This window comes from Rothia sp. HMSC062F03 (assembly GCF_001836905.1).
GTDB classification, from domain to species: Bacteria; Actinomycetota; Actinomycetes; order Actinomycetales; family Micrococcaceae; genus Rothia; species Rothia mucilaginosa_A.
Map to the genome: position 1 here is coordinate 50,531 of NZ_KV830861.1, position 22,246 is coordinate 72,776.

General features: G+C 60.5%; 17 protein-coding genes. 6 read left to right on the top strand and 11 right to left on the bottom strand.

Annotation, left to right across the window (positions count from 1 at the left end):
- Positions 1 to 125: 125 nt before the first annotated feature.
- The 5 genes from HMPREF2674_RS00235 to HMPREF2674_RS00255 form a co-directional block, all read right to left on the bottom strand.
- Positions 126 to 2,102, bottom strand: a complete 1,977-nt coding sequence (locus HMPREF2674_RS00235) for a S8 family serine peptidase (RefSeq protein WP_141761770.1) — start codon at positions 2,100 to 2,102, stop codon at positions 126 to 128.
- Between the two features lie 628 nt (positions 2,103 to 2,730).
- Positions 2,731 to 3,876, bottom strand: coding sequence for a phosphoribosylformylglycinamidine cyclo-ligase (purM, locus tag HMPREF2674_RS00240; protein ID WP_049343175.1), 1,146 nt, complete (start codon positions 3,874 to 3,876; stop codon positions 2,731 to 2,733).
- Positions 3,876 to 5,627, bottom strand: coding sequence for an amidophosphoribosyltransferase (gene purF / locus HMPREF2674_RS00245; RefSeq protein WP_070824519.1), 1,752 nt, complete (start codon positions 5,625 to 5,627; stop codon positions 3,876 to 3,878). The genes purM and purF overlap by 1 nt, the downstream gene beginning before the upstream one ends.
- A gap of 240 nt (positions 5,628 to 5,867) precedes the next feature.
- Positions 5,868 to 6,320, bottom strand: coding sequence for a sterol carrier family protein (locus HMPREF2674_RS00250; RefSeq protein ID WP_070824520.1), 453 nt, complete (start codon positions 6,318 to 6,320; stop codon positions 5,868 to 5,870).
- 2 nt (positions 6,321 to 6,322) lie between these two features.
- Positions 6,323 to 7,450, bottom strand: a complete 1,128-nt coding sequence (locus tag HMPREF2674_RS00255) for an asparaginase (protein ID WP_070824521.1) — start codon at positions 7,448 to 7,450, stop codon at positions 6,323 to 6,325.
- A 603-nt stretch (positions 7,451 to 8,053) separates the two neighbouring features.
- On the opposite strand from HMPREF2674_RS00255, the gene HMPREF2674_RS09455 reads away from it, so the two are divergent.
- The 3 genes from HMPREF2674_RS09455 (at position 8,054) to HMPREF2674_RS00270 (ending at position 10,883) form a co-directional block, all read left to right on the top strand.
- The gene (locus HMPREF2674_RS09455; protein WP_070483526.1) at positions 8,054 to 8,389 is read left to right on the top strand and encodes a hypothetical protein; all 336 of its coding nucleotides are present in this window, start codon (positions 8,054 to 8,056) and stop codon (positions 8,387 to 8,389) included.
- Positions 8,390 to 8,514: 125 nt separating this feature from the next.
- Positions 8,515 to 9,798, top strand: a complete 1,284-nt coding sequence (gene purD / locus HMPREF2674_RS00265) for a phosphoribosylamine--glycine ligase (RefSeq protein WP_070824522.1) — start codon at positions 8,515 to 8,517, stop codon at positions 9,796 to 9,798.
- Positions 9,799 to 9,956: 158 nt separating this feature from the next.
- Complete coding sequence (locus tag HMPREF2674_RS00270; RefSeq protein ID WP_070824523.1) at positions 9,957 to 10,883, top strand: phosphoribosylaminoimidazolesuccinocarboxamide synthase; 927 nt, start codon at positions 9,957 to 9,959, stop codon at positions 10,881 to 10,883.
- A gap of 94 nt (positions 10,884 to 10,977) precedes the next feature.
- Here HMPREF2674_RS00270 and HMPREF2674_RS00275 read toward each other — a convergent pair whose 3' ends face one another.
- From HMPREF2674_RS00275 to HMPREF2674_RS00300, 6 genes are all read right to left on the bottom strand, one after another.
- Entirely contained in the window at positions 10,978 to 12,135 is a 1,158-nt protein-coding gene (locus HMPREF2674_RS00275) for an ABC transporter permease (RefSeq protein ID WP_070824524.1), read from the bottom strand.
- Entirely contained in the window at positions 12,136 to 12,912 is a 777-nt protein-coding gene (locus HMPREF2674_RS00280) for an ABC transporter ATP-binding protein (RefSeq protein ID WP_070824525.1), read from the bottom strand.
- A gap of 1 nt (position 12,913) precedes the next feature.
- Positions 12,914 to 14,128, bottom strand: coding sequence for a peptidoglycan-binding domain-containing protein (locus HMPREF2674_RS00285; RefSeq protein ID WP_070824526.1), 1,215 nt, complete (start codon positions 14,126 to 14,128; stop codon positions 12,914 to 12,916).
- 157 nt (positions 14,129 to 14,285) lie between these two features.
- A complete protein-coding gene (locus HMPREF2674_RS00290; RefSeq protein WP_070824527.1) occupies positions 14,286 to 15,188 on the bottom strand; it encodes an adenylate cyclase in 903 nt (300 codons plus the stop codon).
- Positions 15,189 to 15,515: 327 nt separating this feature from the next.
- On the bottom strand, positions 15,516 to 16,403 hold the full coding sequence (locus HMPREF2674_RS00295; RefSeq protein ID WP_070824528.1) for a FadR/GntR family transcriptional regulator: 888 nt from the start codon (positions 16,401 to 16,403) through the stop codon (positions 15,516 to 15,518).
- A 208-nt stretch (positions 16,404 to 16,611) separates the two neighbouring features.
- The gene (locus HMPREF2674_RS00300; RefSeq protein WP_049347396.1) at positions 16,612 to 18,285 is read right to left on the bottom strand and encodes an L-lactate permease; all 1,674 of its coding nucleotides are present in this window, start codon (positions 18,283 to 18,285) and stop codon (positions 16,612 to 16,614) included.
- Positions 18,286 to 19,090: 805 nt separating this feature from the next.
- On the opposite strand from HMPREF2674_RS00300, the gene HMPREF2674_RS00305 reads away from it, so the two are divergent.
- From HMPREF2674_RS00305 to HMPREF2674_RS00315, 3 genes are read left to right on the top strand one after another with little or no spacing between them, the layout of a single operon-like run.
- Positions 19,091 to 19,885 (top strand): (Fe-S)-binding protein, encoded by a 795-nt coding sequence (locus HMPREF2674_RS00305; protein ID WP_070824529.1) that lies wholly within the window; start codon positions 19,091 to 19,093, stop codon positions 19,883 to 19,885.
- A 16-nt stretch (positions 19,886 to 19,901) separates the two neighbouring features.
- Positions 19,902 to 21,530 carry a LutB/LldF family L-lactate oxidation iron-sulfur protein gene (locus HMPREF2674_RS00310; RefSeq protein WP_070824530.1) on the top strand — a complete coding sequence of 543 codons (1,629 nt, stop codon included), beginning with the start codon at positions 19,902 to 19,904 and terminating at the stop codon, positions 21,528 to 21,530.
- Positions 21,530 to 22,177: a LutC/YkgG family protein gene (locus HMPREF2674_RS00315; RefSeq protein WP_049331623.1), complete on the top strand. Its 648-nt coding sequence runs from the start codon at positions 21,530 to 21,532 to the stop codon at positions 22,175 to 22,177. Before HMPREF2674_RS00310 ends, HMPREF2674_RS00315 begins: the two co-directional genes overlap by 1 nt.
- Positions 22,178 to 22,246 lie beyond the last annotated feature (69 nt).

Here is a 22,246-nt window from a genome sequence, read left to right on the forward strand (position 1 = left end):
AACGGCAAAGGCGGGGCTCGGTGAAGGACCCTTCACCGAGCCCCGCCTGACGCACAACCGGGCTTGCGGGATGAAGCGCTTAAAGTGCTCGTCCAGAAGGTAGAGCCCGCCCGATGTGGGGGGGCTTAGCTCACCAGGGTGAGTTCACCGGCCTCACGGGGCTTCTGCACGGGGGAAGTCACCGTGTAGTCCCCATCCTGCTGGGAGTCCCCGTCGTCGCTCAGGTCGTTCGCATCCTGCGACTGGGTGCCGGATTCCTCGGAGGAATCCGCGTCGGCCGAGACGGCATCGGGGTTGATGGCCTCTGCGTTATCGTTGGTCATCGTAGCCGGCTCTTCGGCGCTATCCGGGGCCTGTCCGCCCTGAACCTCAACGGAGGTATCCTGCGCATCAATATCGGACAGGGCCGTGCGGTGGGCGGAGGTAATTACCCTGGAGGTGTAAATGGTGCGCGGGCGGCTAAAGGACATCTTGCCCTGCGCGTCCAGGTTGCCTACGTACTGAGCAATCTTACGGCTACTGATGATACCGCGTCCGCAGTAGCCCTTGTCGCACTTAATTGGGTTGGCCGCGGCGTTGAAAGCGGAGCTGTAGACCTTCTGGCGGCTGACGTTTGCGCCGTTCACAAACTGCTGAGCCAGGATACCGGACACGTGCGGTGCCGCCATGGAGGTGCCGCTCCTGTAGACGTAGTTGTACTTGCCGTTGGGGCGGTTGATGCTGTCAATACCCAGAGAGAGGATATCGGTACCCGGGGCAGAGACGGTAACGGTCTTGCCGTAGTTCGAGTCCGATGCGCGGGTGCCGTTCTTGGTGCTGTTACCCACCGCGATGACGCCCTTGCAATTGGCCGGAGCAAACTGCGAGGCATCAATCCCGGCGTTGCCGGCGGCTGCGACCACGATAGCGCCCTTAGAGAGTGCGAAATTAATGGCCTTCTGGTAGGCGTTGGGGCATGCTCGAACGCCGCCCAGGGACAGGTTGATAATCTGTGCGGGATGCTTATTATCGGGAACGCCGTTGATGTGACCGCCCGCCGCCCACATGATGGCGTCGGCGATGTCCGAGGTCTGACCACCGCATCGACCGAGCACGCGAATCGGCTGGATGGCGGCCAAGTCAGAGACACCCGCAATACCCTGGCGGTTCTGGCCGCGTGCGGCGATGATGCCGGCAACGTGCGTGCCGTGCCAGGTTGAAATCTGCGCGTTCTGCATGTCGCCGCAGAGGTTGAAGGGAGCCTGATCGCCCTCGTCGGTGGGGTCGGCGTCGCGGCCATTGCCGTCGCGGCCGCTCACCGGATTGCTAATGAAGTCGTAACCCGGCACTAGAGAGTGGATGAGCTCGGGGTGGCGGGTGTAACCGGTATCAATCACCGCAACGGTCGTCTTCAGGCCGCGATACAGGCGCGCGTTGCCGGTGTTGCCGATGCCGACGGTGGGGTTGGTGAGGTTCCACTGCTTGGAATACAGGGGGTCGTTGAAGACGAAGGTGCTTTCGACCGCCGGGTAGTTGACGTAGTCGGGCTCCACGGAGGCCACGTTGGGGTTGGAAGCCAAGCGGTCCATGAACTCCTGGGCCTGCTGCTTATCCAGCTTCTTGGAGGTCTGGACAATTGCGTCGTTGGAGGTGGTGGTGCGGACAACCCCGCCGCTGGTTTCGAGGGAAGCCGCGGAGGAGTCGATGGTCTGCTGGATGCCGCTGTCCAGGTCACCGGGGGTTACTCCTCCGGCCACCTCGGCATCTCCGCTACGCTCCTCGGCTCGCTGCTTTGCATCGTCGGTGTAGGTGACGATGAACTGGTCAAACTTCTGCTGGGGAAGGGAACCGGGAGCAGCACTTCGCGGAGCACCCTGGGGCGATCCCGCGCTGGTGGGAACGCTAAAGGGGGAAGCGGGAGTGGTAGCCTCGGCCTGGTCGGTCTGAGTGGCATCCTCGTGGGGCGCCTGCGCAAGGGCTGCAGGAAGGTTGCCGCCGAAGATGAGGGAGCCTGTGGCCAGCAGGGCGAGGCCTGCGCGGAAGGGCTTCATGACGGTGGGACGGTTGGCTCTGTGTGACGCTGTGGAGTGGCCAGCTGAGGGCACGGGCCAGTGGAGCTTCATAAGAAATCTCCTGATGAGTTGAGAGTACGCGGATAGTGTGGTGTGTACCGGAGCCGTCCTGCGTTTTTCGTCTACGGTTAGGTATTGCTAAGCGACGTAAACCGAGGAACGCAGGAAAAGATTTTCCGTCGATACGCTAAGAAGCATGGAATCGCGCATATCTTTTGGACGGCGTATAAAGGTACCTCATTAAGCTATCACCTAAAGAAGAGATTGAGGTATATCTCTACTATATTTTTTATATCAAGATGTGAATTTTTCCTTGTGGAATGGAATAGCCTGCCCGCGGCTGAAGGAATTCTGAGCTTAAGGTTGAAAGTTAAGCGCTCAATAGGTGGGTGGTGCAGTCCCGATTCGAACCTGGGCGCTTATTAGCACTATAGTGTAAGCACTTTAATGCAGAGAAAATGTTCTTGTCATTAAAATAAAGAGAATTAAAAGAACGTGAAGTAAAACTAAGAGTGCCTCGAAAATAGGGGGGGGATTCCCAGGGGAAGCCAAAATGGTGGAATGCCCAAAGTACAGGAGGGCCGGTACACAGAGGGCCGGTACACAGAGGGCCGGGGCGGTCCCACACGAGTGGAGCCACCCCGGCCCTTTGGTACGGTCTCATGACCGCTCAAGTACGTTAGGAGGCGTAAGAGCCCAGCAGGCGAACCGCGCCGCCATCCACGCCCTTAGCGCCCTGAATGTAGTCGGCGCTATTGGGCTCGGGGTCACCAGCAGCCACAACATCGCCCATAATCCAGGCGGGGATACCGCGGTCGTTCAGGCGCTTGGTAGCTGCCTCAGCCACGGAGGGGTCAACGATGGCGATCATGCCCACGCCCAGGTTCAGGGTGCGCTCCAGGTCGGCCAGCGGCACGTTGCCCAGCGAACCAATCAGGGAGAAGATGGCGGGAATCTGCCAGGTGGAGCGGTCCACGCGACCCTCCAGGCCCTGGGGCAGCACGCGTGCCAGGTTAGCAGCCAGGCCGCCACCGGTCACGTGAGAGAAGCCACGCACACCGCTACCGGTGGTGCCGTCCTCGCCGTTGACGGGGAAGGCAGCCGCCAGATCCAGGCAGTCCGCCGCGTACACGCGGGTGGGTTCGAGCAGTTCCTCACCGATGGTGCGACCCAGCTCGTCCACCTGGCGCTCCAGGCCCCAGCCGGCCACGTTCAGGACCTTGCGGACCAGGGAGTAGCCGTTGGAGTGAATACCAGAGGAGGCCATGGCAATCAGCACGTCACCCTCGCGCACACGGTCCGGGCCGAGCAGCTCGTCCGCTTCAACCAGACCGGTTGCGGCACCGGCGACATCGTACTCGTCCTCGGCCAGCAGGCCGGGGTGCTCGGCGGTCTCGCCGCCAACCAGGGCGGTACCGGCCTGTGCACATGCGCCAGCGATACCGCGCACGATATCGGCGATGCGCTCGGGAACGACCTTGCCGGTGGCAATGTAGTCGGTCATGAACAGGGGCTTGGCGCCACAAACCACGATATCGTCTACAACCATGCCAACCAGGTCGTAACCGATGGTGTCGTGAATATCCAGGGCCTGAGCAATGGCAACCTTGGTGCCCACGCCGTCGGTGGAGGTGGCCAGGTAGGGCTTGCGGTACTTGACGAGTTCGGAGACGTCGTACAGGCCCGCGAAGCCGCCCACGCCACCAACAACGGAGGAGTTGTGGGTCGCCTTGATAGCGCCCTTCATCAGCTCAACGGCGCGATCGCCAGCCTCAACGTCAACACCTGCGCTCGCGTAGGTTACGGTGGTGGTGTTCTCGCTCATTAGGATTCCTTCGGGGTAGCGGTAGCGGAGGAGCTTGCGGGGATGCGGTCCGCCTCGGTCAGCAGGCCCTCGAGATCGGCGTCGGGGCCGGGGCTGCACATGCCCATACCGGCGTCGTCTGCGGCAACCTGTACTGCGGAGGGATTGAACTTCGTTTCGAGAGTTTCGGTGCCTTCGCGGGTCTCAATGGAGACAGCCTCAGCATGCTCAGGCTTGGAGGGGACGGGGCGCTCCACGGTCACCTCAGCTGCCTTACCGGCGAGGGGTCCGCCCTTGCCCTTCTCCTCGGAGTCGAAGAGGGACTTGCCGCGTCGTTCCTCACTCGGCAACTCAATCGGGTATTTGCCGGTGAAGCATGCGGTGCACATGTTTTCGGCGGGCTGCTCGGTGGCTGCCATCATGCCGTCCTGGGAGATGAAGCCGAGCGAATCGGCGCCTAGGGAGGAGGCGATTTCGTCCACGGACAGGCCGTTCGCAATCAGCTCCGCACGGGAGGCGAAGTCAATACCGTAGAAGCAGGGCCACTTCACGGGCGGGGAGGAGATGCGCACGTGCACTTCCTTCGCGCCAGCTTCGCGGAGCATACGCACGAGGGCGCGCTGAGTGTTACCGCGAACAATGGAGTCGTCAATAACGACGAGGCGCTTGCCAGCCACCACAGACTTGAGCGGGTTCAGCTTCAGACGGATACCGAGCTGGCGGATGGTCTGCGAGGGCTGAATGAAGGTTCGGCCCACGTAGGCGTTCTTGACCAGACCGTTACCGTAGGGAATGCCGGACTCTTCGGCGTAACCAATAGCAGCCGGAACACCGGATTCGGGAGTGGGCATGACCAGGTCAGCTTCAACAGCGTGTTCGCGGGCAAGCTGACGGCCCATCTCTACGCGGGATTCGTAGACGCTACGGCCGGAGATGGTGGTGTCCGGGCGAGCGAGGTAAACGTACTCGAAGACACAACCGGCGGGCTTAGCCTCAGCGAAGCGCTGGGAACGCAGGCCGTTCTCGTCAATGGTGAGGAATTCGCCGGGCTCAACTTCACGCACGAAGGACGCGCCGACGATATCGAGCGCCGCGGTTTCGGATGCGACAACCCAGCCGCGCTCCAGGCGACCGAGCACGAGGGGGCGTACACCCTGCGGATCGCGTGCGGCGTAGAGGGTGTTCTCATCCATGAAGGTGAGGCAGAAGGCACCGCGCAGGGTCGGCAGCAGATCGAGTGCTGCTTCTTCGAGGGAGTCGAAGTCGTGCTCCGCCAGCAGGGCGGTGACGAGTGCGGTGTCGGTGGTGTTGCCCTGGGCGAGTTCGCCGTGCTTGGGGGGCTTGCCGCCATTCTTAGCGATGACTCGGTCGTAGAGATCAGCCGAGTTGGTGAGGTTACCGTTGTGCGCCAGGCAGAGCGTGCCGTGCGGGGTGGTACCGAGAGTCGGCTGTGCGTTAGCCCAGTGGGATGCGCCGGTGGTGGAGTATCGGGCGTGGCCGATAGCGTGGTCGCCGGGCATGGAACTGAGGGTGGCTTCGTCAAAGACCTGGGAGACCAGTCCCATATCTTTGTACACGTGGATGCGTTTGCCGTTACTGGTTGCGATACCTGCTGATTCCTGGCCGCGGTGCTGGAGTGCGTACAGGCCGTAGTAGGTTAGCTTTGCCACGTCCTCGCCGGGTGCCCAGACACCGAAGACGCCGCAGGCGTCCTTGGGGCCGTGGTCAATTGGATCGAGGTCGTGAGTGAGTTTTCCGTCGGGGCGAATCAATTCACTTCTTTTCGACGTTGGGACTGCGGATGCGTCTGTGCAAGCGCAAGATTAGGGCGTGTTGCCGCACTCACACCTGCCTGTGTGTGCCGTAGCATACACCAGACCTTTAAAAGTGTACCGGGTTTCGGAGCCGATGCGGTGAAGGATACGCTAAATACCTCAGTATGGACCACTAGAACAGGCACCAAACACGCCAAATCACGAAAACTGCGTGGACCTGTGAGCTCGTAGCGAATTCTAGAAGAGCGGCAACAAACCCGAAAGGTCACTACGCTCACCCGACGCATCAAGCGCACCGGCACTCACCGCCTGCGCCCACGAACAGGCACCCAGAACCAGCGCCGCCCAGACAGCCGGTGAGGTCTCTACGACCGAGGGTGGGGTACCTCGCGTGTGGCGGGGGCCGGCCACGCACTGGGTGACTCCCAGCGGGGGCACGCGCACCTCCACGCTATTGCCGGGGGCGAGGGTCGCCAGCTCCTCAAGGGTGAAGCGAACGAAGGTCGCACGCACCGGGCGGGGGAGCGCGGCAAACGCCTGCTCCACCTCGGGGCTGTTCAGTAGGTACTCGCCTCGGGCGTGCGAATCCGCAGGCTCGCCGGCTGCCGCACGCCGTTCCTCAAAGAAAGCACGCACTTCGCGTACCGCCGCCATGCCGTCTGCTTCGGAGGTTTTACGTCGAATCGCCACGACTAGTCCTCTTCCGGGGCGCCGGGAACCAGATCCTCGCGGGTGAAAAGCTCCTCATGCACGCGCAGCTCGCCCACCTCAACCGGCTTGCCGTCCACGTAGCCGCCGGTCACCGGGTGAACCACCAGCGCGAGTAGGCGCTCGCATTCTTCGGCGCTCAGGTAGCCGCCAGCGGCGAGAGCGCGCAGAGCCACGGCGTACATGGCGCGGTGCGAACCGTCGCTCATCTTTACCACCACGGACGCACCCGAACGCAGACCGATGCACAGCACGCCCTCCGCGCCGCCCTTGACGATTGCGTCGAGTTCTTCACTGAGCACGGTGTCGGGGGAGCCGGGTGCCTGAATCAGCTCGGGGTAGTCCACCATGGCGGTTGCGACCGTGGAGGCGCGCGCATCCGCGCCGAGGTTGCGGATTGCCGCACCGAGGGTCGAGTAGGCGCGTGCGGCACCGGTCAGGGAGACGGCGTGCACGGGTGCGCCGCAGCCGTCAACGCCGATGGCGGCTACCGGCTCGCCGGTGAAGGCCTCAATTTCTTCGGTGATGACCTGCTGCAGCGGGTGCGCGGGGTCGAGGTAGTTGTGCAGGGTCCAGTTCTGCGAGCCCTCTTCAAGGTCGCCGCGCTCAAGCTTGGCGGTGCATGCCCACAGGAATGCGGCGTGCTTGCCGGAGCAGGGATGCGCCAGGGGAGTACGCGCCAGGTTGGCCTGAATCATGGCCTTGTACGCCTGTGAGTCGGAGGGGTAGGAGGGCTTGAGCGCCAGGTTCGCCGGGGTGAGCGGGGTGGTTTCGGTGCTGCCCTGGGTGAGTACGTCCTGCACGGCGCGCATCTGCTCGAAGGTGCCGCGGTGCGAGCCGCAGGCGATGGCGACCTGGGAGCCGCGCAGGGGCGCGCCCGCCTTCATGGATCCGATGGCCTGCAGCGGCTTGGCGGCGGAGCGCAGGTAGAAGGGCTCGTGAATATCGCCGAGGGCAAGCTGCACATCACCGTCGGGGCCCAGCAGGATGAGGCGGCCGCGGTGGCGTGCCTCAATGAAGTTGTTGCGGGTGAGCTGCGCGAGTTCTACGTCGAAGGCGCTGCTGTGGTTGGTGGTGTGAGTGGTTGCCTGTGGGGTGGTGCTGTTGGTCATTCTTCTAGTTTAAACGGGGTGTGCGGCTTGCCCCTATTTGTCTCTGGTGGCGCGGAGCTAGGATGGGCTGGCGCGGTCGAGGGAGAGTCGTGTGAAGAGATTCACGTTTACTGCGAGTTGAAGCTATGAGTAATTCATTTTTATAATTGAAGTGTGCTCAAGCGCAACGGTAAGACCAAGGTACGTGAGCGAGGCACAGCCCGCACGATCCTCCACTACAGGTAGCCTCCGCATCAACCCTGCGCGCCGCATAGGACCGACCGCGATCGATGCCCCGATGAACCATTCCGGCGCCTCGACGTACCGCCTCATGAACACGGCGATGACCAAGGCAGCGGCAGATGAGCAAATCCCCACCCCCGTCAATCGATGAGCTATGAGTGTATCTACTCAAAATCTCATCATCTCTGGCGCGCCCCACTATGCGATCTGAGAACGGGCGTAATGTATCCAGTAGGAAATTGATGCAGTCCTTAGGGGTCGACCCCAGACCTAGGAATAAATAGCTAGGTGCGACCCGGTACGAGTACGCATCCTTAGTGCACCTCACCTTCTGAACTCACTCTCAATTGGTGAGCGGCAACCATGTAAAGGAGTACACCCATGGCAGAGCAGAACAGCACCTCTACCTCCGCACAGAACTCTTCCCCCAAGGGCGGCGTGAGCGCAGAATCTGAATTCCACGCAAAGTTCTTCCCCATCCTGGCCCGTGTTGCTTCTGTGACCGCAGTGCTCATGTACGTGTTCTACTTCCCGCAGATTATCGGTAACCTGAGCGGTCACAAGGGTGACTGGATTCAGCCTCTGGTTGCTGCTATCAACTGCACCCTGTGGGTCCTGTACGGTCTGTGGCGCCCCAAGAAGGACGTCCCGATCATCATCGCGAACGCTCCCGGTATTGTCTTCGGTGGCCTGGCTGCTATTACCGCCCTCATCTAATTTCATCGCGTAGCGACTTCTACGGCCCTTCTCATGTGCCCCTCGGGGCATCGAGGCATGAGAAGGGCCGTTTTTTAGCGCCTTCGGCTCCCCTTTTTGAGAGGGTAACGGGTACCCTAAATACTATGAAGGTTTTGGTACTGGGCCCCGGCGGCCGCGAACACGCTATTATCCGTGCGCTTCTGCGCGACCCTGAGGTGACTGAGGTGCACAGCGCCCCCGGCAACGCCGGTATTGCTCAGGATGTTCCCGTCCACGCAATTGATGCGAATGACCCCGCCCAGGCAACCGCCCTGGCACGCGAACTGAAGGCCGACCTGGTTGTTATTGGCCCGGAGGCGCCCCTGGTTGCGGGCGTTTCTGACGCACTGCGTGAGGCGGGTTTTGACGTTTTCGGCCCCTCCGCAGCTGCCGCTCAGCTGGAGGGCTCCAAGGCCTTCGCCAAGAAGGTCATGGAAGAGGCTTCCGTGCCGACCGCCCGCGCTTACGTGGCAACGAACGCCGCTGAGGCGCAGGCGGCACTGGACGAGTTCGGTGCACCCTACGTGGTCAAGGATGACGGCCTGGCTGCAGGTAAGGGCGTTGTGGTGACCGAGGACCGCGCCGCGGCACTGGAGCACGCTCAGGCATGCTTCAACGCTGGTGGCACCGTGGTCATCGAGGAGTTCCTGGATGGCCCCGAGGTGTCCCTCTTCGTCATTTCCGACGGCAAGAACGTTCTGCCGCTGTCCCCGGCCCAGGACTTCAAGCGCATCTTCGACAATGACGAGGGCCCGAACACCGGCGGTATGGGCGCCTACACTCCGCTTCCCTGGCTGCCCGAGGGCTTTGTGCAGGAGGTCGTGGAGAAGGTTGCACGCCCGACCGTGGCTCGTATGGCTGAGCGCGGCACCCCGTTCGTGGGCGTGCTCTTCTGTGGCCTGGCTGTGACCAGCCGCGGCGTGCGCGTTATCGAGTTCAACGCCCGCTTTGGCGACCCCGAAACCCAGGCGGTTCTGGCGCGCCTGCGCACCCCGCTGGGTCAGCTGTTGCGTGCGGCTGCTCGCGGCGAGATTTCTGAGGGTGCCGAGCTGGATTGGGATCCCCGCACCGCCGTGGACGTGGTTATGGCTGCCGAGAACTACCCGGGCACTCCCCGCAAGGGTGACGCCATCTCCGGCCTGGATAAGGCGAACGCTCTGGAGGGCGTGCACGTGATTCACGCGGGCACCGTGGTATCCGGCGAGGAAATCCACACCGCCGGCGGCCGCGTGCTGGCCGTCGTGGCGCTCGGTGAGAACCTGGGCGCCGCCCGCGACGCCGCCTACGAGGGCGTCCGCGCCATCTCTTGGGCTGGCGCGCAGTACCGCACCGACATCGCGCTGAAGGCCGTGGAGAACCGCATCCAGATTCCCGCCCCGCGCGACTAATACTTTGACCGGCTCCTCCGCCTGATGCGCGGGGGAGCCGGTCGCTTCGTACCCGAGACGTCCCCTCCCCGCTATCCCGGGCGGGACCGGTCGGGTATTGTAATTACACAGACTCTTGCCACCACATCACACCATTTCACCTGTCAGGAGATAATCCCATGACCTCTCGTTCTAACCCCCTGGAAATTCCGGGCTGGACCCACATCTATTCCGGCAAGGTGCGCGACCTGTACGTTCCGAATGAGGAGCGCTTCGACGCCACCGGCCTCACCGTGAGCGATGACGCCGAGCTGCGCGCCGGCTCTGTCATGGTGGTGGCTTCCGACCGCATTAGCGCGTTCGACCGTATTCTGCCCACCGAGATCCCGGATAAGGGCAAGATTCTGACTCAGATGTCCCTGTGGTGGTTTGAGCAGCTCAAGGAGGTTCCCAACCATGTGCTCTCCACCGACGTTCCGGACGTTGTGGCTGGTCGAGCAATGATTTGCCGTTCGCTGAACATGTTCCCGGTGGAGTGCATTGTGCGCGGTTACCTGACCGGTTCGGGTCTGGCCGTGTACAACGAGACCGGCGAGATTGCCGGTGTGAAGCTGCCCGCCGGCCTGGTGGACGGTTCCCGCCTGGAGACCCCGATTTTCACTCCGACCGGTAAGGCCGAGGTGGGCGAGCACGACGAGCTGGTGACCCGTGAGGAGCTGTACGCTGAGGTGGGCCAGCCGGTGGGTGAGCGTCTGGAGGAGCTGAGCCTGAGCCTGTACTCGACCGCGGAGAAGATTGCGCGCGAGCAGGGCATTATTCTGGCCGACACCAAGCTGGAGTTCGGTACCGATTCGTACCGCGGCGAGATTACCCTGGGTGATGAGGTTCTGACCCCGGACTCCTCGCGTTTCTGGGACGCCCAGCAGTACGAGCCCGGTCATGCTCAGCCGAGCTTCGATAAGCAGTACGTGCGTGACTGGCTGCGTTCTCCGGAGTCGGGTTGGGATGGTTCGGATAACGTGCCGCATCTGCCCGAGGAGGTCGTGGAGAAGACTCGTGCCCGCTACGTTGAGGCGTATGAGCGTCTGACCGGCACGAAGTTCTAAAGCTGAATAAGTCTTTGATTAAGGGCGGTGCCCCGGAAGACTGATCTTCCGGGGCACCGCCCTTATGCGCCGAGCAATTATTTCAGCGGGGCAATTATTGCAGGAGCTCAAGCGGCTGAACCTTCGTTGCCGCGTAGGCGGGCAATGCACCCGCCACGATGCCCACACCCAAGCCGAGAAAAGGAATCCCTAGGATAAGGGGCGGCAGAGATAGCGCCCATCCGTTGAGAAGGCACACAACCCAGGAACCGAGAATACCGAGGATGAAGCCTCCAAGAGCGCCCAGGGCCCCGAGGAGGGCCGCCTCCGCCAGGAAGCTCACCGCCACATCTCGCCGTCCCAACCCTAATGCACGGTTAATGCCGATTTCCCTGCGGCGTTCCCAGACCGAAATCTGCATGGTCATCACAATGCCGAAGCTTGTCGAGACGATAAGAACTGCCAGGATGATGGTCGTAAGAGCTCGGCTATCCTTCGTCAAGGAAGCACGAAGAGTCACCGGTGAAGGCGGAATCTCAATGTTTGTATCAACGGGGGCGCGCTGCGGATCGAGTACCTGCTTGAGCTGTTCCGCGACCGTATCTGCACTTCCTGGATTCACGATGACGTCCATACCGCGTTGCAGGGTGTGGGTTTGCGGCAAGAAAGTGGAGGTGGTCGGCAGGATAAGAGCGCTACTGAGAGCAGCGTTTTTGCCGCCGTCACGGATAATGCCGAGCACGTAGGCTCGCATTCCGTTGACCTCAATCATGTTCCGCCCGGGCTCAGCACTGACCCCTAGCTCCTTCGCGAGGGCAACGCCCAGATAGACGGTAGGCTCACCGGGGCGTTCGCGGGCAGGCTTCGAAAAGTGCCCTTCGACAATGTGCGCACCTCGTGCTTTCAAACCTGCTTCTGAAACGATTGCGAGGGGTGTTTGTTGGCCCTCATGCCCCGGCCTGTTGACCTGCGGACGCGTTGTCTGCGTATCGATGGTGACTGTACCGGCAGCTTTGACCTCTGGAACTTGGTTAACGCGCCAGAGCAGTTCATCCTCCGGTATATCCCAGGTCTGCGGCTGGAGGCGCACACCGAGCCGGGTGGAATCGTAGCTGGCCAGCTGCGAGCTCGTATTGAGCGCCGATGACTCGCTGACACCCACCAGCATGATGATGGTGGTTGTTCCCGCGAGCATCGCCAGTACTGTGAGCAGGTTGCGGCGCCAACGGCGAACAACTGCAAGGAGAGCGTAGTGAAGGTTATTCCTTAGCATCTATCCTCCCCTGACAACGGGTTCTTTGAGCGATTGGTGGGCCGGATCTTCGGGACGAGTGAGTTCGGGGCTAACGAGCATCCCATCGACCATGTGCAGCTGCCGGTCGCAGCGAGCCGCGATATCGGGTTCATGGGTGATGATGACCAGGCTTTGCTTCTCCGCACGGCCGGCGAGGAGCAGATCCAACACCTTGTGAGAGTTTTCAGTGTCGAGGTTTCCTGTAGGCTCATCGCACAGCAGGATGCGCGGGGCGCAGGCTAACGCACGCGCAACCGCGACTCGTTGCTGTTCACCACCGGACATATTGCGTGGAAGAACCTCCAAACGGTGCCCCAGACCCACCTGTTCGAGCGCCTGCAACGCACGCTGATGCGCCTGACGGCCCGGTACGCCGCGCATCCGGAGGGTATGGGCAATGTTCTCGGTGGCGTTCAGATGAGCAATGAGGTGGTACGCCTGAAAGACGAAGGCAATATGCTCACGGCGTGCTACAGTTCGCTCGGCATCGCTGGCGGTGCCCATGTTTTGGCCCAATATTTTCAGCTCACCTTCCGAGGGCTGATCGAGTAGCCCGATGATAGAGAGGAGCGTAGATTTTCCGCTTCCGGAGGCGCCGGTAATGGCCACCGATTCGCCTTCATGAATGCTGAGGGTTGCGTTTTTTAGCGCCCAGGTGGAGGGCGGGAAGAAACGCGCAATATTGTGGCACTCGATATTAGGTTTTGTGGCGGTAGCGCTCACTGGGAGAGCACGTTCTGTCTCGTGATGAGGCATTTTAGCGCTCCTTCAGCTTCACGACGGTACCTGCCTTGAGTTCTGCAGCGGGGTTGACGAGCTCGCAGACTCCGGCGGAGCACACGCCAAGGGTGACGGGAACGCTCTGACCGTTATCCAGGGTGATGGAGTGCGTTCCGTTTTCTTCGGTTTTGACGGCTGCTTCGAGCACCGCGAGGGCGTTTTCAGCGCCTCGGTTGAGAGTGACGGTTGCTTGAAAACGTGTTGATGCCGTCGTGTTTTCCGGCAAGTCGATTGTGATGGGGTAGCGCTTCCGAGCGGTAGCTCCCTGTGCAGAGGTATCGCTGTTAGGTCGCACGCTGTTCTGCGCACCGTTGGAGGCACCTGCGTTAGCGCCGCCGTCAGCGTTAGTTGAGCCTTCGGGTGTGAGGGCCGCACCCAGGGTGCCTTCGAGCGAACTTCCGTTATCGGTAAGAATCTGGACTTTCTGTCCCTCAGCGAGTTCATTGCTGAGAGCGCTACCGTCCGCGGAGAGTACCAGACGGTACCCACCCGCGGATAGGGTGCACAGCACCGGAGTTGAGGTTTGGCCTTTGGTGCCGCAGCTGTTGTCTACGGTGTATTCATTGCCGTCAGCGAAGAGGTATTCAGAGAGCGGCAGGGCGGTGCTGTAGCGTCCTTCTTCGGTTCGGTCAGTATCTCCGGGAGGGTAGTAGCCACGATCGAGGTAGAAACGGTAGACAGCGTTAGCGGTTGCTTCGCCGTAGTTTCCTTCCTCATCCCAGATGCTGTAGCCGAGTGATTCCAGAGCTTCTTGGAGCTGTTTAACGTCATCACCGCGTGCGCCTACAGCAAGGTCACGGTAGGCGGGAATACTACCTTTGAACGCAATGATGGGACGCTCATTAACGGTAGTGATAATTGAGCCGTTACTCAGCCGAGTACCCGCTTTAGCACCGTCCCTGGTCACCACTCCCTGAGGGGTTCCCACGGTGTAGCTTCGGGCGGGTGACACGCTAACTTCTCCCGAGTAGGTGCGGGTAACAGTCTGCGTGCTGATGCGGGTTGTTAGTTGCGCGGCGCGGGACGGCTGCGCATTGGATTCAACATTGGTGCGTAGCCCCGTATTGAGTGCGTAGATGGAGAACCCGCCGGTGATGACGAGCAGAATGACGAGCACTGGAACCAGGTAGGCGCGTACGGTTGCCGTCATGGCGGTGCGGCGGGGGTTTTCTGAACTCTGCTGCGTGTTCATGGGTTCACCTTTCTACGGTGAAATACGGGGCAGGGGGGAATAAAGGGCTGTATCCTCTGCTCTCGTCCGCGGGTGAAAACGGTTGAGCGCAGAGGACCGTAGAAAATTCTCGCTAAAAATTCCTAATGAGGAATCAGTGTTTACTGGTTGCCGTCGGCTAGTTGCCGTTGACTAGAGTCGCGGCACGCTCCTGTGCCTGACGTTCAATATCGCGTACTTCAAGGATGAGCGGCTCATGCTCATTGAGCCAGGTCGCGGCCTTTTCGTAGTAGATATTCTGTGCCTTAGTCAGAATCCCAGTGGATTTCTGGCAGTTGTAGTCGGCGTGAGCTAGGGCCTGTTCTTCCGCGTTAGCGGCTGCATTGGCTGCCTTGTACTTACCCCAGGTTTTCTCCGCGTAGCTGGGAGCATCTCCGAAGTGCTGGATATCGGCGTATCCGCTTTCTTTCATGCATGCACCGTAGGTGGTGTCATCACGGTAGTATTTCCCCATTTCTTCTACCGCGTTGTTCTTGGATCCGCCCGTGATGAGTTCGTTACCGAAGTTGATGTACTTGAGGTAGTTTTCTGCTGAGCCAAAGACAGCCTCTGCCGCACGTCCCAGGCATGAATCTGTTGCCATGCCGGTCTGGGCACCGTTACTCATCGTGATGGTGACAGTTTTGCTGTCTGGGGCTTGGGGGTCGCCTTGGAACGCCTTCTGATATGCGGGGTTTTCCATCGCGGGTGCGTTGCTGGAGCTAGCGTTGCCCTGCCGGGTGGACGAGTATCCTTGGGTGGCCGCTTCTTCGTTGGCGAAGTGGGCACCACTCATCGCAAGTTCATGAACGGAGGAGCCGTCAATAATGTTCTGGCTACCGGAGTAGGTGAAGGACTTCTCGCTCATGCACTTTTTGACCTCGTTGACAAGGGCCACGTTAATGTCCGGGGAGGGATTCTCGTAGCTTGCCAGGACATTACGAATGTCTTGCTTAACCTCAACGGTGGTGGAGCAACTCGATACGCCCAGGCAGCAGGCAATACCGATAAGGGCGAGGGGTGCGAAGGGCTTCTTTGCCATGGACTTCACCTTTCTCAAACATCATTGATGGGCGAGAACCGGCAGTGATACGGGTGTATCGTGGAGGCTACCTACAGGCCTGCTATATGGCGTGAACCTGCGTTTTGTGGAGTAGAACCGTAATGAGCCGATTACTAAGCATGATAGAGCAATGCCCCCCCCCGAGCAATAGATATAACAGGGATATTTATGGCATGTGTCACCCCTAAAAATGCATATAAAAGGGTTTATAAGTTAAGGGCGGTGCCCCGGAAGATCAGTCTTCCGGGGCACCGCCCTTAGCTATGTGGGTTTATGAGAGCGAGATACGCAAGTGAGGGGTGCACCTTAGCTGTCGTGCACGCCTTCGTGGCACAAATCCTCGTGCAGAATATCCCGCGCTGGATGCTGCCGCGCCCGCTCCTCCGCAGCCCTGTCAGACAGCGAATAGAACCACGTAATGTGCTCGCACACCCGCTCATAGGCGGCCTGCTCATCGTGCGAAGTGATCGCCTCAATAATGCCGTAATGCTGCTCCTGCAACGTGCGCTTGACCGCCTCCCAATCCTTCAGGAAAGGAACCGCCTCCTGTACATAACTCATCGTTGCCATGTGCAGAGAGTCAATGACCGTATCAAGCACAATATTGCCGCCGAGCTTCGACAGTTCATAGTGAAAACGCGTATCGCAGAAATGGAAACGCTCATCACTAATCTGCTCATCCATCTCCGTAAGGTGCACGCGCGCCCGCTCCAACGCCGCCTCACGCTCCGGGGAATCCGGTGCAGCCGCCGCCGCACGGGCGGCAGGGCCCTCCAACAGCAGGCGGGTTGAGACGACGTCCTTCACCGGCAGGCTACGGGTTGCAATGTGCATGCGTAGCGCCCAGCTGAGCGCATCCGACGGCTCCGAAATGATGATTGCACCCGACTTCGGGCCCGAACCCGTGCTCGAGCGAATCAGACCCAGCGCATTTAGAACCCGCAGCCCCTCACGCACCGAGGGGCGGGAAATGCCGTACCGCGCCGCCAGCTCACGCTCGGAGGGGAGCTTATCGCCCACGCGTAGCTCACCAAGACGCAGGCGACGCTCAAAAGTTTCCAGAACGATGCTGTAGCTGCGGTCCTTCAGTATTGGTTCATGAGCGTGGAGCCGCGCAGGCTGAACCGGCTTGGACGCTGTCGCATCGGATGGGGAGGCACCGGGCCGAAGGTCATCCTGAGAAGTCTGCGGCATGAAATCTCCTAATAACGAGGGGGAGTATGGAAGAGCGGAAGCTCCGAGCGGCTGAAGCGAAGTGAAGGGAAGCCGAGGGACAAAGAAAGCGGGGCGGCGATACCGGAAAGGTACGCCGCCCCGCTGTGGCCTCCGGTCAAACCGGGGCGAATGTCCTACTGTTCGTGAAGCGGATGCTTCAGGAACTCTCTAAAACCTGAGCTTCAGATTAGGGAATCATGAAGGACAGCACGTTGGTCTGCAGGAAGACCAGGACGCAGACGAACAGGAGCATAGCGAAGGACCAGGGGAGGACAGCCTTGAGGATGTCGGATTCCTTGCCTTCCATGTCCACGGAGGTAGCAGCAATAGCCAGCGACTGCGGGGAGATCATCTTACCGACCACACCACCGGTGGTGTTAGCAGCCAGCATGAGCTCGGGGGTTGCGCCGTGGATACCTGCGTGCTGCAGGTTCTCAGCAGCAGACACCTGCAGCTTGGAGAACAGTGCGTTCGCGCTGGTGTCCGAACCGGTCACAGCGGTACCGATCCAGCCCAGAGCCGGTGCGAGGAACGCGTAGACGGTGCCCAGGCCTGCCAGGAAGGTACCCATAGCAATGGTCTGACCGGAGAAGTTCATGACGTATGCCAGTGCCAGAACCGAAGCAATGGTCAGGATGGACCAGCGCATGCGGTAGACAACGGAACCGAACTCGGTGAAGATTGCCGGGAACTTGAATGCGTAGCGGCCCTTCTCGTTGAAGAAGAAGTAGACCACAGCAACAACCAGACCGGAAATGATCAGCAGGGTGCCGGGGTTGGACATCCACGCGAAGTTGTAGACAGCGTCCTTGACGGGCTTGCCGTCAGCGGTGACGAGGCGGGAGCTCAGAGCCTGGATATCAATCTTGATGACGAAGCTCTTCAGCCATGCCTTCAGGCCAGCGTGCAGGTTAGCAACACCGAAGATCGCGACAACGATGACGTAGGGCAGCAGTGCCATCCAGACGCGAACGGCGGGCAGAGCTTCCTTCTCTTCAGCCTGTGCGGGCAGGCCGTAGCGTTCACGAACGCCCTCGACGCCGCGCGGCTTCCAGAACTGCAGGAAGATAACAGCAACACCCATGGAGACGATGCAAGCAACAACGTCGGTCAGGTTGAACGCGGGGGTAGCAGCGGTGACCCACTGGGTAATTGCGAAGGAAACACCGATGATCAGTGCGGGCAGCCAAGCGTCCTTTAGGCCCTTCATACCGTCGAGGATGACGAGCAGGATGAGCGGAACGAGCATTGCCAGGAACGGAGCCTGGTGACCAACGATGGTTGCGATAACGTGTGCGTCCTTGCCGCCGACGTCAGCTGCGGTGGTAATCGGGACAGCAACTGCGCCGAATGCCACGGGTGCGGTGTTAGCGAGCAGAACGGTAATAGCAGCCTTGAGGGGCTTAACGCCCAGGGCGAGAATCATGGTTGCGGTAATTGCAACGGGAGCGCCGAAGCCAGCCAGTGCCTCGAGCAGACCGCCGAAGCAGAATGCGATGAGGATAGCCTGGATGCGCAGGTCGCCGCCGCCGAGGCGGTCGAAGACGCGGCGCAGGTCTTCAAAGCGGCCGGAGAGAACGGTGAGCTGGTAGAACCAGATTGCACCGAGGATAACCCAGCAGATGACCAGGCCGTAGATGCCACCGCGGACGGCGCTCAGACCGGCGAGGTCAGCGGGCATGTGGAAGCCCAGCGCTGCTACGAGGATGGATGCTGCCAGTGCCACGAGTGCGGACCAGTGAGCGCGTGCCTTAACGCCCAGTAGCATCACAAAGAAGGTGAGGAGGGGAATGGTTGCCACGAGCGCGCTGAGGCCGAGGCTACCTCCCACTGCGTTGGTTACAGCGGTATAAGTTTCCACTGGAACTCCTTTGGTTCAGGGTGTGTCTTGTGTATGGTCTGACCATTTGATGGTGCGTGAGCGAACGGATCTTTGTTCTCTCGCGGGGGATGTGGTCAGACCATTCATCGCATGTATAGAACCATACCCGACGTATTGCGGTTTCGCCAAAAGCACACAGCTTCGTTACGGGCCGTCGAGCGGGTCGGGCTCGAAATTTTTCTGTGAATTTGCCGCTATATTGCGGCGCTGATAGTTAATTCCAGGTTCTGACACACAACCCGTGAGACCGACCTGTGGATGCGCATCTTTGTACAGCGGGGCACCGGTTGTGATGAGGGGAAAATGCACACCGATTGTTGGTTTCGTGAAAAATAATGCCTCTAAAACATTGAAAGAAAGGGGGTTTGTGCCTATTTTTCGCGAATTCTCACATTGCATATCTGCGTTTGATGAGCGTTCAAATACGCTCCGGCGAGATGCTCTGATTCGCGATTCAAGAAGAGATGGGGTCACATATACCGGAAGGTAAGAAAGTGTACCTTAGAGTCAGGATGACCTAACCCTTTATTTAACAAGGAAAGTATGCCCTATTCCGAGTAGAGAAAAGAAACGTAACAGTGTTAAATAGCAAGGACCAGATAAGACATCACCACGGTTTCTGATCCCACCGCATCCCACCTCCACTTGGGGCGTGCACCGTCTGTTCGTGCTTATGGGTATCCCACCAACGGCCCGGCAAAGTACGCAGAACAATGCTCCGCCTGCCCCAGACGCAGGCGGTGAGACCGAGAAACTCTGAATACAGAGGAAAGGACGGCAAGTCATGCGTATTGCACTCTTCTCCACGTGCATTGTTGACGGCATGTACCCCCGCGTAGCTCGCGCCACCGTCGAAATTCTTGAGCGCCTGGGCCACGAGGTTGTCTTCCCCCCGAACCAGACCTGTTGCTCCCAGATGCACGTCAACTCGGGTTACTTCGATGACGGCTACGAAATTATCAAGAACCACGTCGAGGCCTTCGACTCCTGGGACTGGGATGTGGCCGTTGCCCCCTCGGGTTCCTGCGTTGCCTCCCTGCGCGACCAGCAGGCTATGGTAGCCCGCAGCCGCGGCGATGAGGCCCTGGCTCTGAAGGCTGAGCAGATTGCCTCTCGCACCTTCGAGTTCTCCCAGCTGCTGATTGACGTCCTCGGCATCACCAACGCAGCCGAGCAGCTCGGCTCCTACTTCCCCGAGCACGTCACCTACCACAGCTCCTGCCACGGTATGCGTCTGCTCCGCCTGGGCACCCGTCAGCAGGACCTGGTCCGCACCGTTGAGGGCATCAAGTACACCCAGATTGAGGGCATGGACCAGTGTTGCGGCTTCGGCGGTACCTTCTCCTTCAAGAACCCCGATGTTTCCGGCGCCATGGTCAACGACAAGGCCGACAACGTCGAGGCAACCGGCGCATCCATCTGCACCGGTGGTGACTGCTCCTGCCTCATGAACATCGGTGGTGCGCTCTCGCGCCGTGGCTCCGACGTGAAGACCATTCACTTCGCTGAGATCCTCGCCTCCACCAAGGAAAACCCGCTCAAGATTGACTCGAAGAACATCGAGCTCTCGATCGCCTAAGGAAAGACAAGACCTCATGACCGCTATTCAGCTTGGTATGCCCAAGGTCGTTCATTACGGCGAGGGCAACATTTTCGAAGAAATCCCCTTCCCCAAGTACGCCAAGGAAGAGCTCAAGAACGAGCAGCTGCGCTCCAACCTGCGCTTCGTGACCCACGCGATTCGTAACAAGCGCGCCCGCGTCACCGCAGAGCTGCCCGACTGGCAGGACCTGCGCAACACCGGTGAGAGCGTCAAGAACTACGTTCTGGCAAACCTCCCCGAGCTGCTCGAGCAGTTCGAGCGCAACTTCACCGCTGCCGGTGGCCACGTGCACTGGGCCCGCAACGCCTCCGAGGCAAACCAGATCGCCCTGGACCTGATCCGCGAGCAGGGCGTGGACGAAATCATCAAGATCAAGTCCATGGCAACCGCAGAGACCGGTCTGAACGAGTTCCTCGAGGAAAACGGCATTAACGCCATCGAGACCGACCTCGCCGAGGAAATCGTGCAGCTGGGCCACGACCGCCCCTCTCACATTCTGGTGCCCGCAATTCACCGCAACCGCCGCGAGATTCGCGACATCTTCCTGCGCGAGATTGAGGGTATCAACCCGGACATCACCGATGAGCCGGCAGAACTGGCAGAGGCATCCCGTAACCGCCTGCGCAACAAGTTCCTGAACACCACCGTGGCAGTCTCCGGCACTAACTTCGGCATCGCCGAGACCGGTACCCTGACCATCGTGGAGTCCGAGGGTAACGGCCGTATGTGCCTCACCCTGCCCGACACCCTGATTACCTTCATGGGTATCGAGAAGATTCTGCCCACCTTCCAGGACTACGAGGCCTTCCTGCAGCTGCTGCCCCGTTCCTCCACCGGTGAGCGCATGAACCCCTACACCTCCATGTGGACCGGCGTCACCCCCGGTGACGGCCCGCAGAACATGCACGTCATCCTCATCGACAACGGTCGTACCGCCGTTCTGGCCGACGAGGTTGGCCGCCAGGCTCTGCGTTGCATCCGTTGCTCCGCCTGCATGAACGTGTGCCCCGTGTACGAGCGCGCCGGCGGTCACGCCTACGGCTCCACCTACCCGGGCCCCATCGGCGCGATTCTGTCCCCGCAGCTCTCCGGTATCGAGGCTGCGCACAACAACTCGCTGCCCTACGCATCCTCGCTCTGCGGTGCGTGCTTCGAGGTTTGCCCCGTGAAGATTAACTTCCCCGAGGTTCTCGTGCACCTGCGCGCCAAGGATGTCGAGTCCAAGCACGCCGTTCGCGAGTTCGAGGGTAACAAGAAGGCTCCCTTCTCGCAGATGGACGCCATGATGCTCGGCGCGAAGAAGCTCTTCACCTCCGGCAAGATGATGTCGGTCGCGGAGCGCGGTCTGCCCATGTCCCGCCTCATCGCCGGTCGCAAGCACAAGATTACCGCTGTTCCCGGTATCGTCGGCGGTTGGACCGAATACCGCGACATCCCCGAGCCTCCCAAGGAATCCTTCCGCAACTGGTGGAAGAAGGAGAAGGGTAAGACCGCGGCACGCGATAACGCACCGCGCGTTGATATTCAGGCACTCATCGAGGCCAACAAGGGTAAGGCAGCTGAAGCGGCTGCAAACGCTAAGGCTGCTCAGGAAGCCCGCGAAGCTAAGGAGAACAACTAATGTCCTCTGCTAAGGAAGATATCCTCGCACGCATCCGCTCCTCTCTCGAGGGCGTAGGCCCCGCACCGGAGCCGGTTCGTAACTACCGTCGCGTCAGCGAGCTGACCGAGGAGCAGACCATCGACATGCTCGTCGGCCGTCTGATCGACTACAAGGCTAACGTCTTCTTCGCCACCCCGGAGAACATCTCCGAGGTTATCGCGGAGCGCCTGGGTGAGAAGTCCACCTACGTGGTGCCCGAGGGCCTGGATAAGAAGTGGCTGCCCGCCGATACCGCCGAGCGTAAGCACGTCACCGACTCCGGTAGCACCCTCAAGCCCGGTTGCCTGAGCCTGAAGGAACTGGACGCCGTGGATGCCGTGGTGACCGGTTCGACCGTCTCTTGCGCAGAGACCGGTACCATCTTCTTGAACACCAACCCGGAGGAAGGCCGCCGCGCCATCACCCTGGTGCCCGACCACCACATCTGTGTGGTCCCGCGTTCCACCGTGGTGGAGCTGGTGCCCGAGGCGATTGAGCGTATCACCTACACCCGCCCGGTGACCATGATCTCCGGCCCCTCCGCAACCAGCGATATTGAGCTGATTCGCGTGGAGGGTGTGCACGGCCCCCGTACCCTGGACGTCATCATCTACGACGCCAAGTAAGCGGAACCTCTAGATAAGGAACCGCCTAGCAGGCTTTCAAAGCCCGCTAGGCGGTTCCTTACGTTTATG

What these genes read in the sequence shown, in the direction of transcription:
- HMPREF2674_RS00235 (WP_141761770.1), bottom strand. Translation starts at nt 2,102, where the DNA reads ATGAAGCTCCACTGGCCCGTGCCCTCAGCTGGCCACTCCACAGCGTCA.
- purM (WP_049343175.1), bottom strand. Translation starts at nt 3,876, where the DNA reads ATGAGCGAGAACACCACCACCGTAACCTACGCGAGCGCAGGTGTTGAC.
- HMPREF2674_RS00255 (WP_070824521.1), bottom strand. Translation starts at nt 7,450, where the DNA reads ATGACCAACAGCACCACCCCACAGGCAACCACTCACACCACCAACCAC.
- HMPREF2674_RS09455 (WP_070483526.1), top strand. Translation starts at nt 8,054, where the DNA reads ATGGCAGAGCAGAACAGCACCTCTACCTCCGCACAGAACTCTTCCCCC.
- purD (WP_070824522.1), top strand. Translation starts at nt 8,515, where the DNA reads ATGAAGGTTTTGGTACTGGGCCCCGGCGGCCGCGAACACGCTATTATC.
- HMPREF2674_RS00270 (WP_070824523.1), top strand. Translation starts at nt 9,957, where the DNA reads ATGACCTCTCGTTCTAACCCCCTGGAAATTCCGGGCTGGACCCACATC.
- HMPREF2674_RS00275 (WP_070824524.1), bottom strand. Translation starts at nt 12,135, where the DNA reads ATGCTAAGGAATAACCTTCACTACGCTCTCCTTGCAGTTGTTCGCCGT.
- HMPREF2674_RS00280 (WP_070824525.1), bottom strand. Translation starts at nt 12,912, where the DNA reads ATGCCTCATCACGAGACAGAACGTGCTCTCCCAGTGAGCGCTACCGCC.
- HMPREF2674_RS00285 (WP_070824526.1), bottom strand. Translation starts at nt 14,128, where the DNA reads ATGAACACGCAGCAGAGTTCAGAAAACCCCCGCCGCACCGCCATGACG.
- HMPREF2674_RS00290 (WP_070824527.1), bottom strand. Translation starts at nt 15,188, where the DNA reads ATGGCAAAGAAGCCCTTCGCACCCCTCGCCCTTATCGGTATTGCCTGC.
- HMPREF2674_RS00295 (WP_070824528.1), bottom strand. Translation starts at nt 16,403, where the DNA reads ATGCCGCAGACTTCTCAGGATGACCTTCGGCCCGGTGCCTCCCCATCC.
- HMPREF2674_RS00305 (WP_070824529.1), top strand. Translation starts at nt 19,091, where the DNA reads ATGCGTATTGCACTCTTCTCCACGTGCATTGTTGACGGCATGTACCCC.
- HMPREF2674_RS00310 (WP_070824530.1), top strand. Translation starts at nt 19,902, where the DNA reads ATGACCGCTATTCAGCTTGGTATGCCCAAGGTCGTTCATTACGGCGAG.
- HMPREF2674_RS00315 (WP_049331623.1), top strand. Translation starts at nt 21,530, where the DNA reads ATGTCCTCTGCTAAGGAAGATATCCTCGCACGCATCCGCTCCTCTCTC.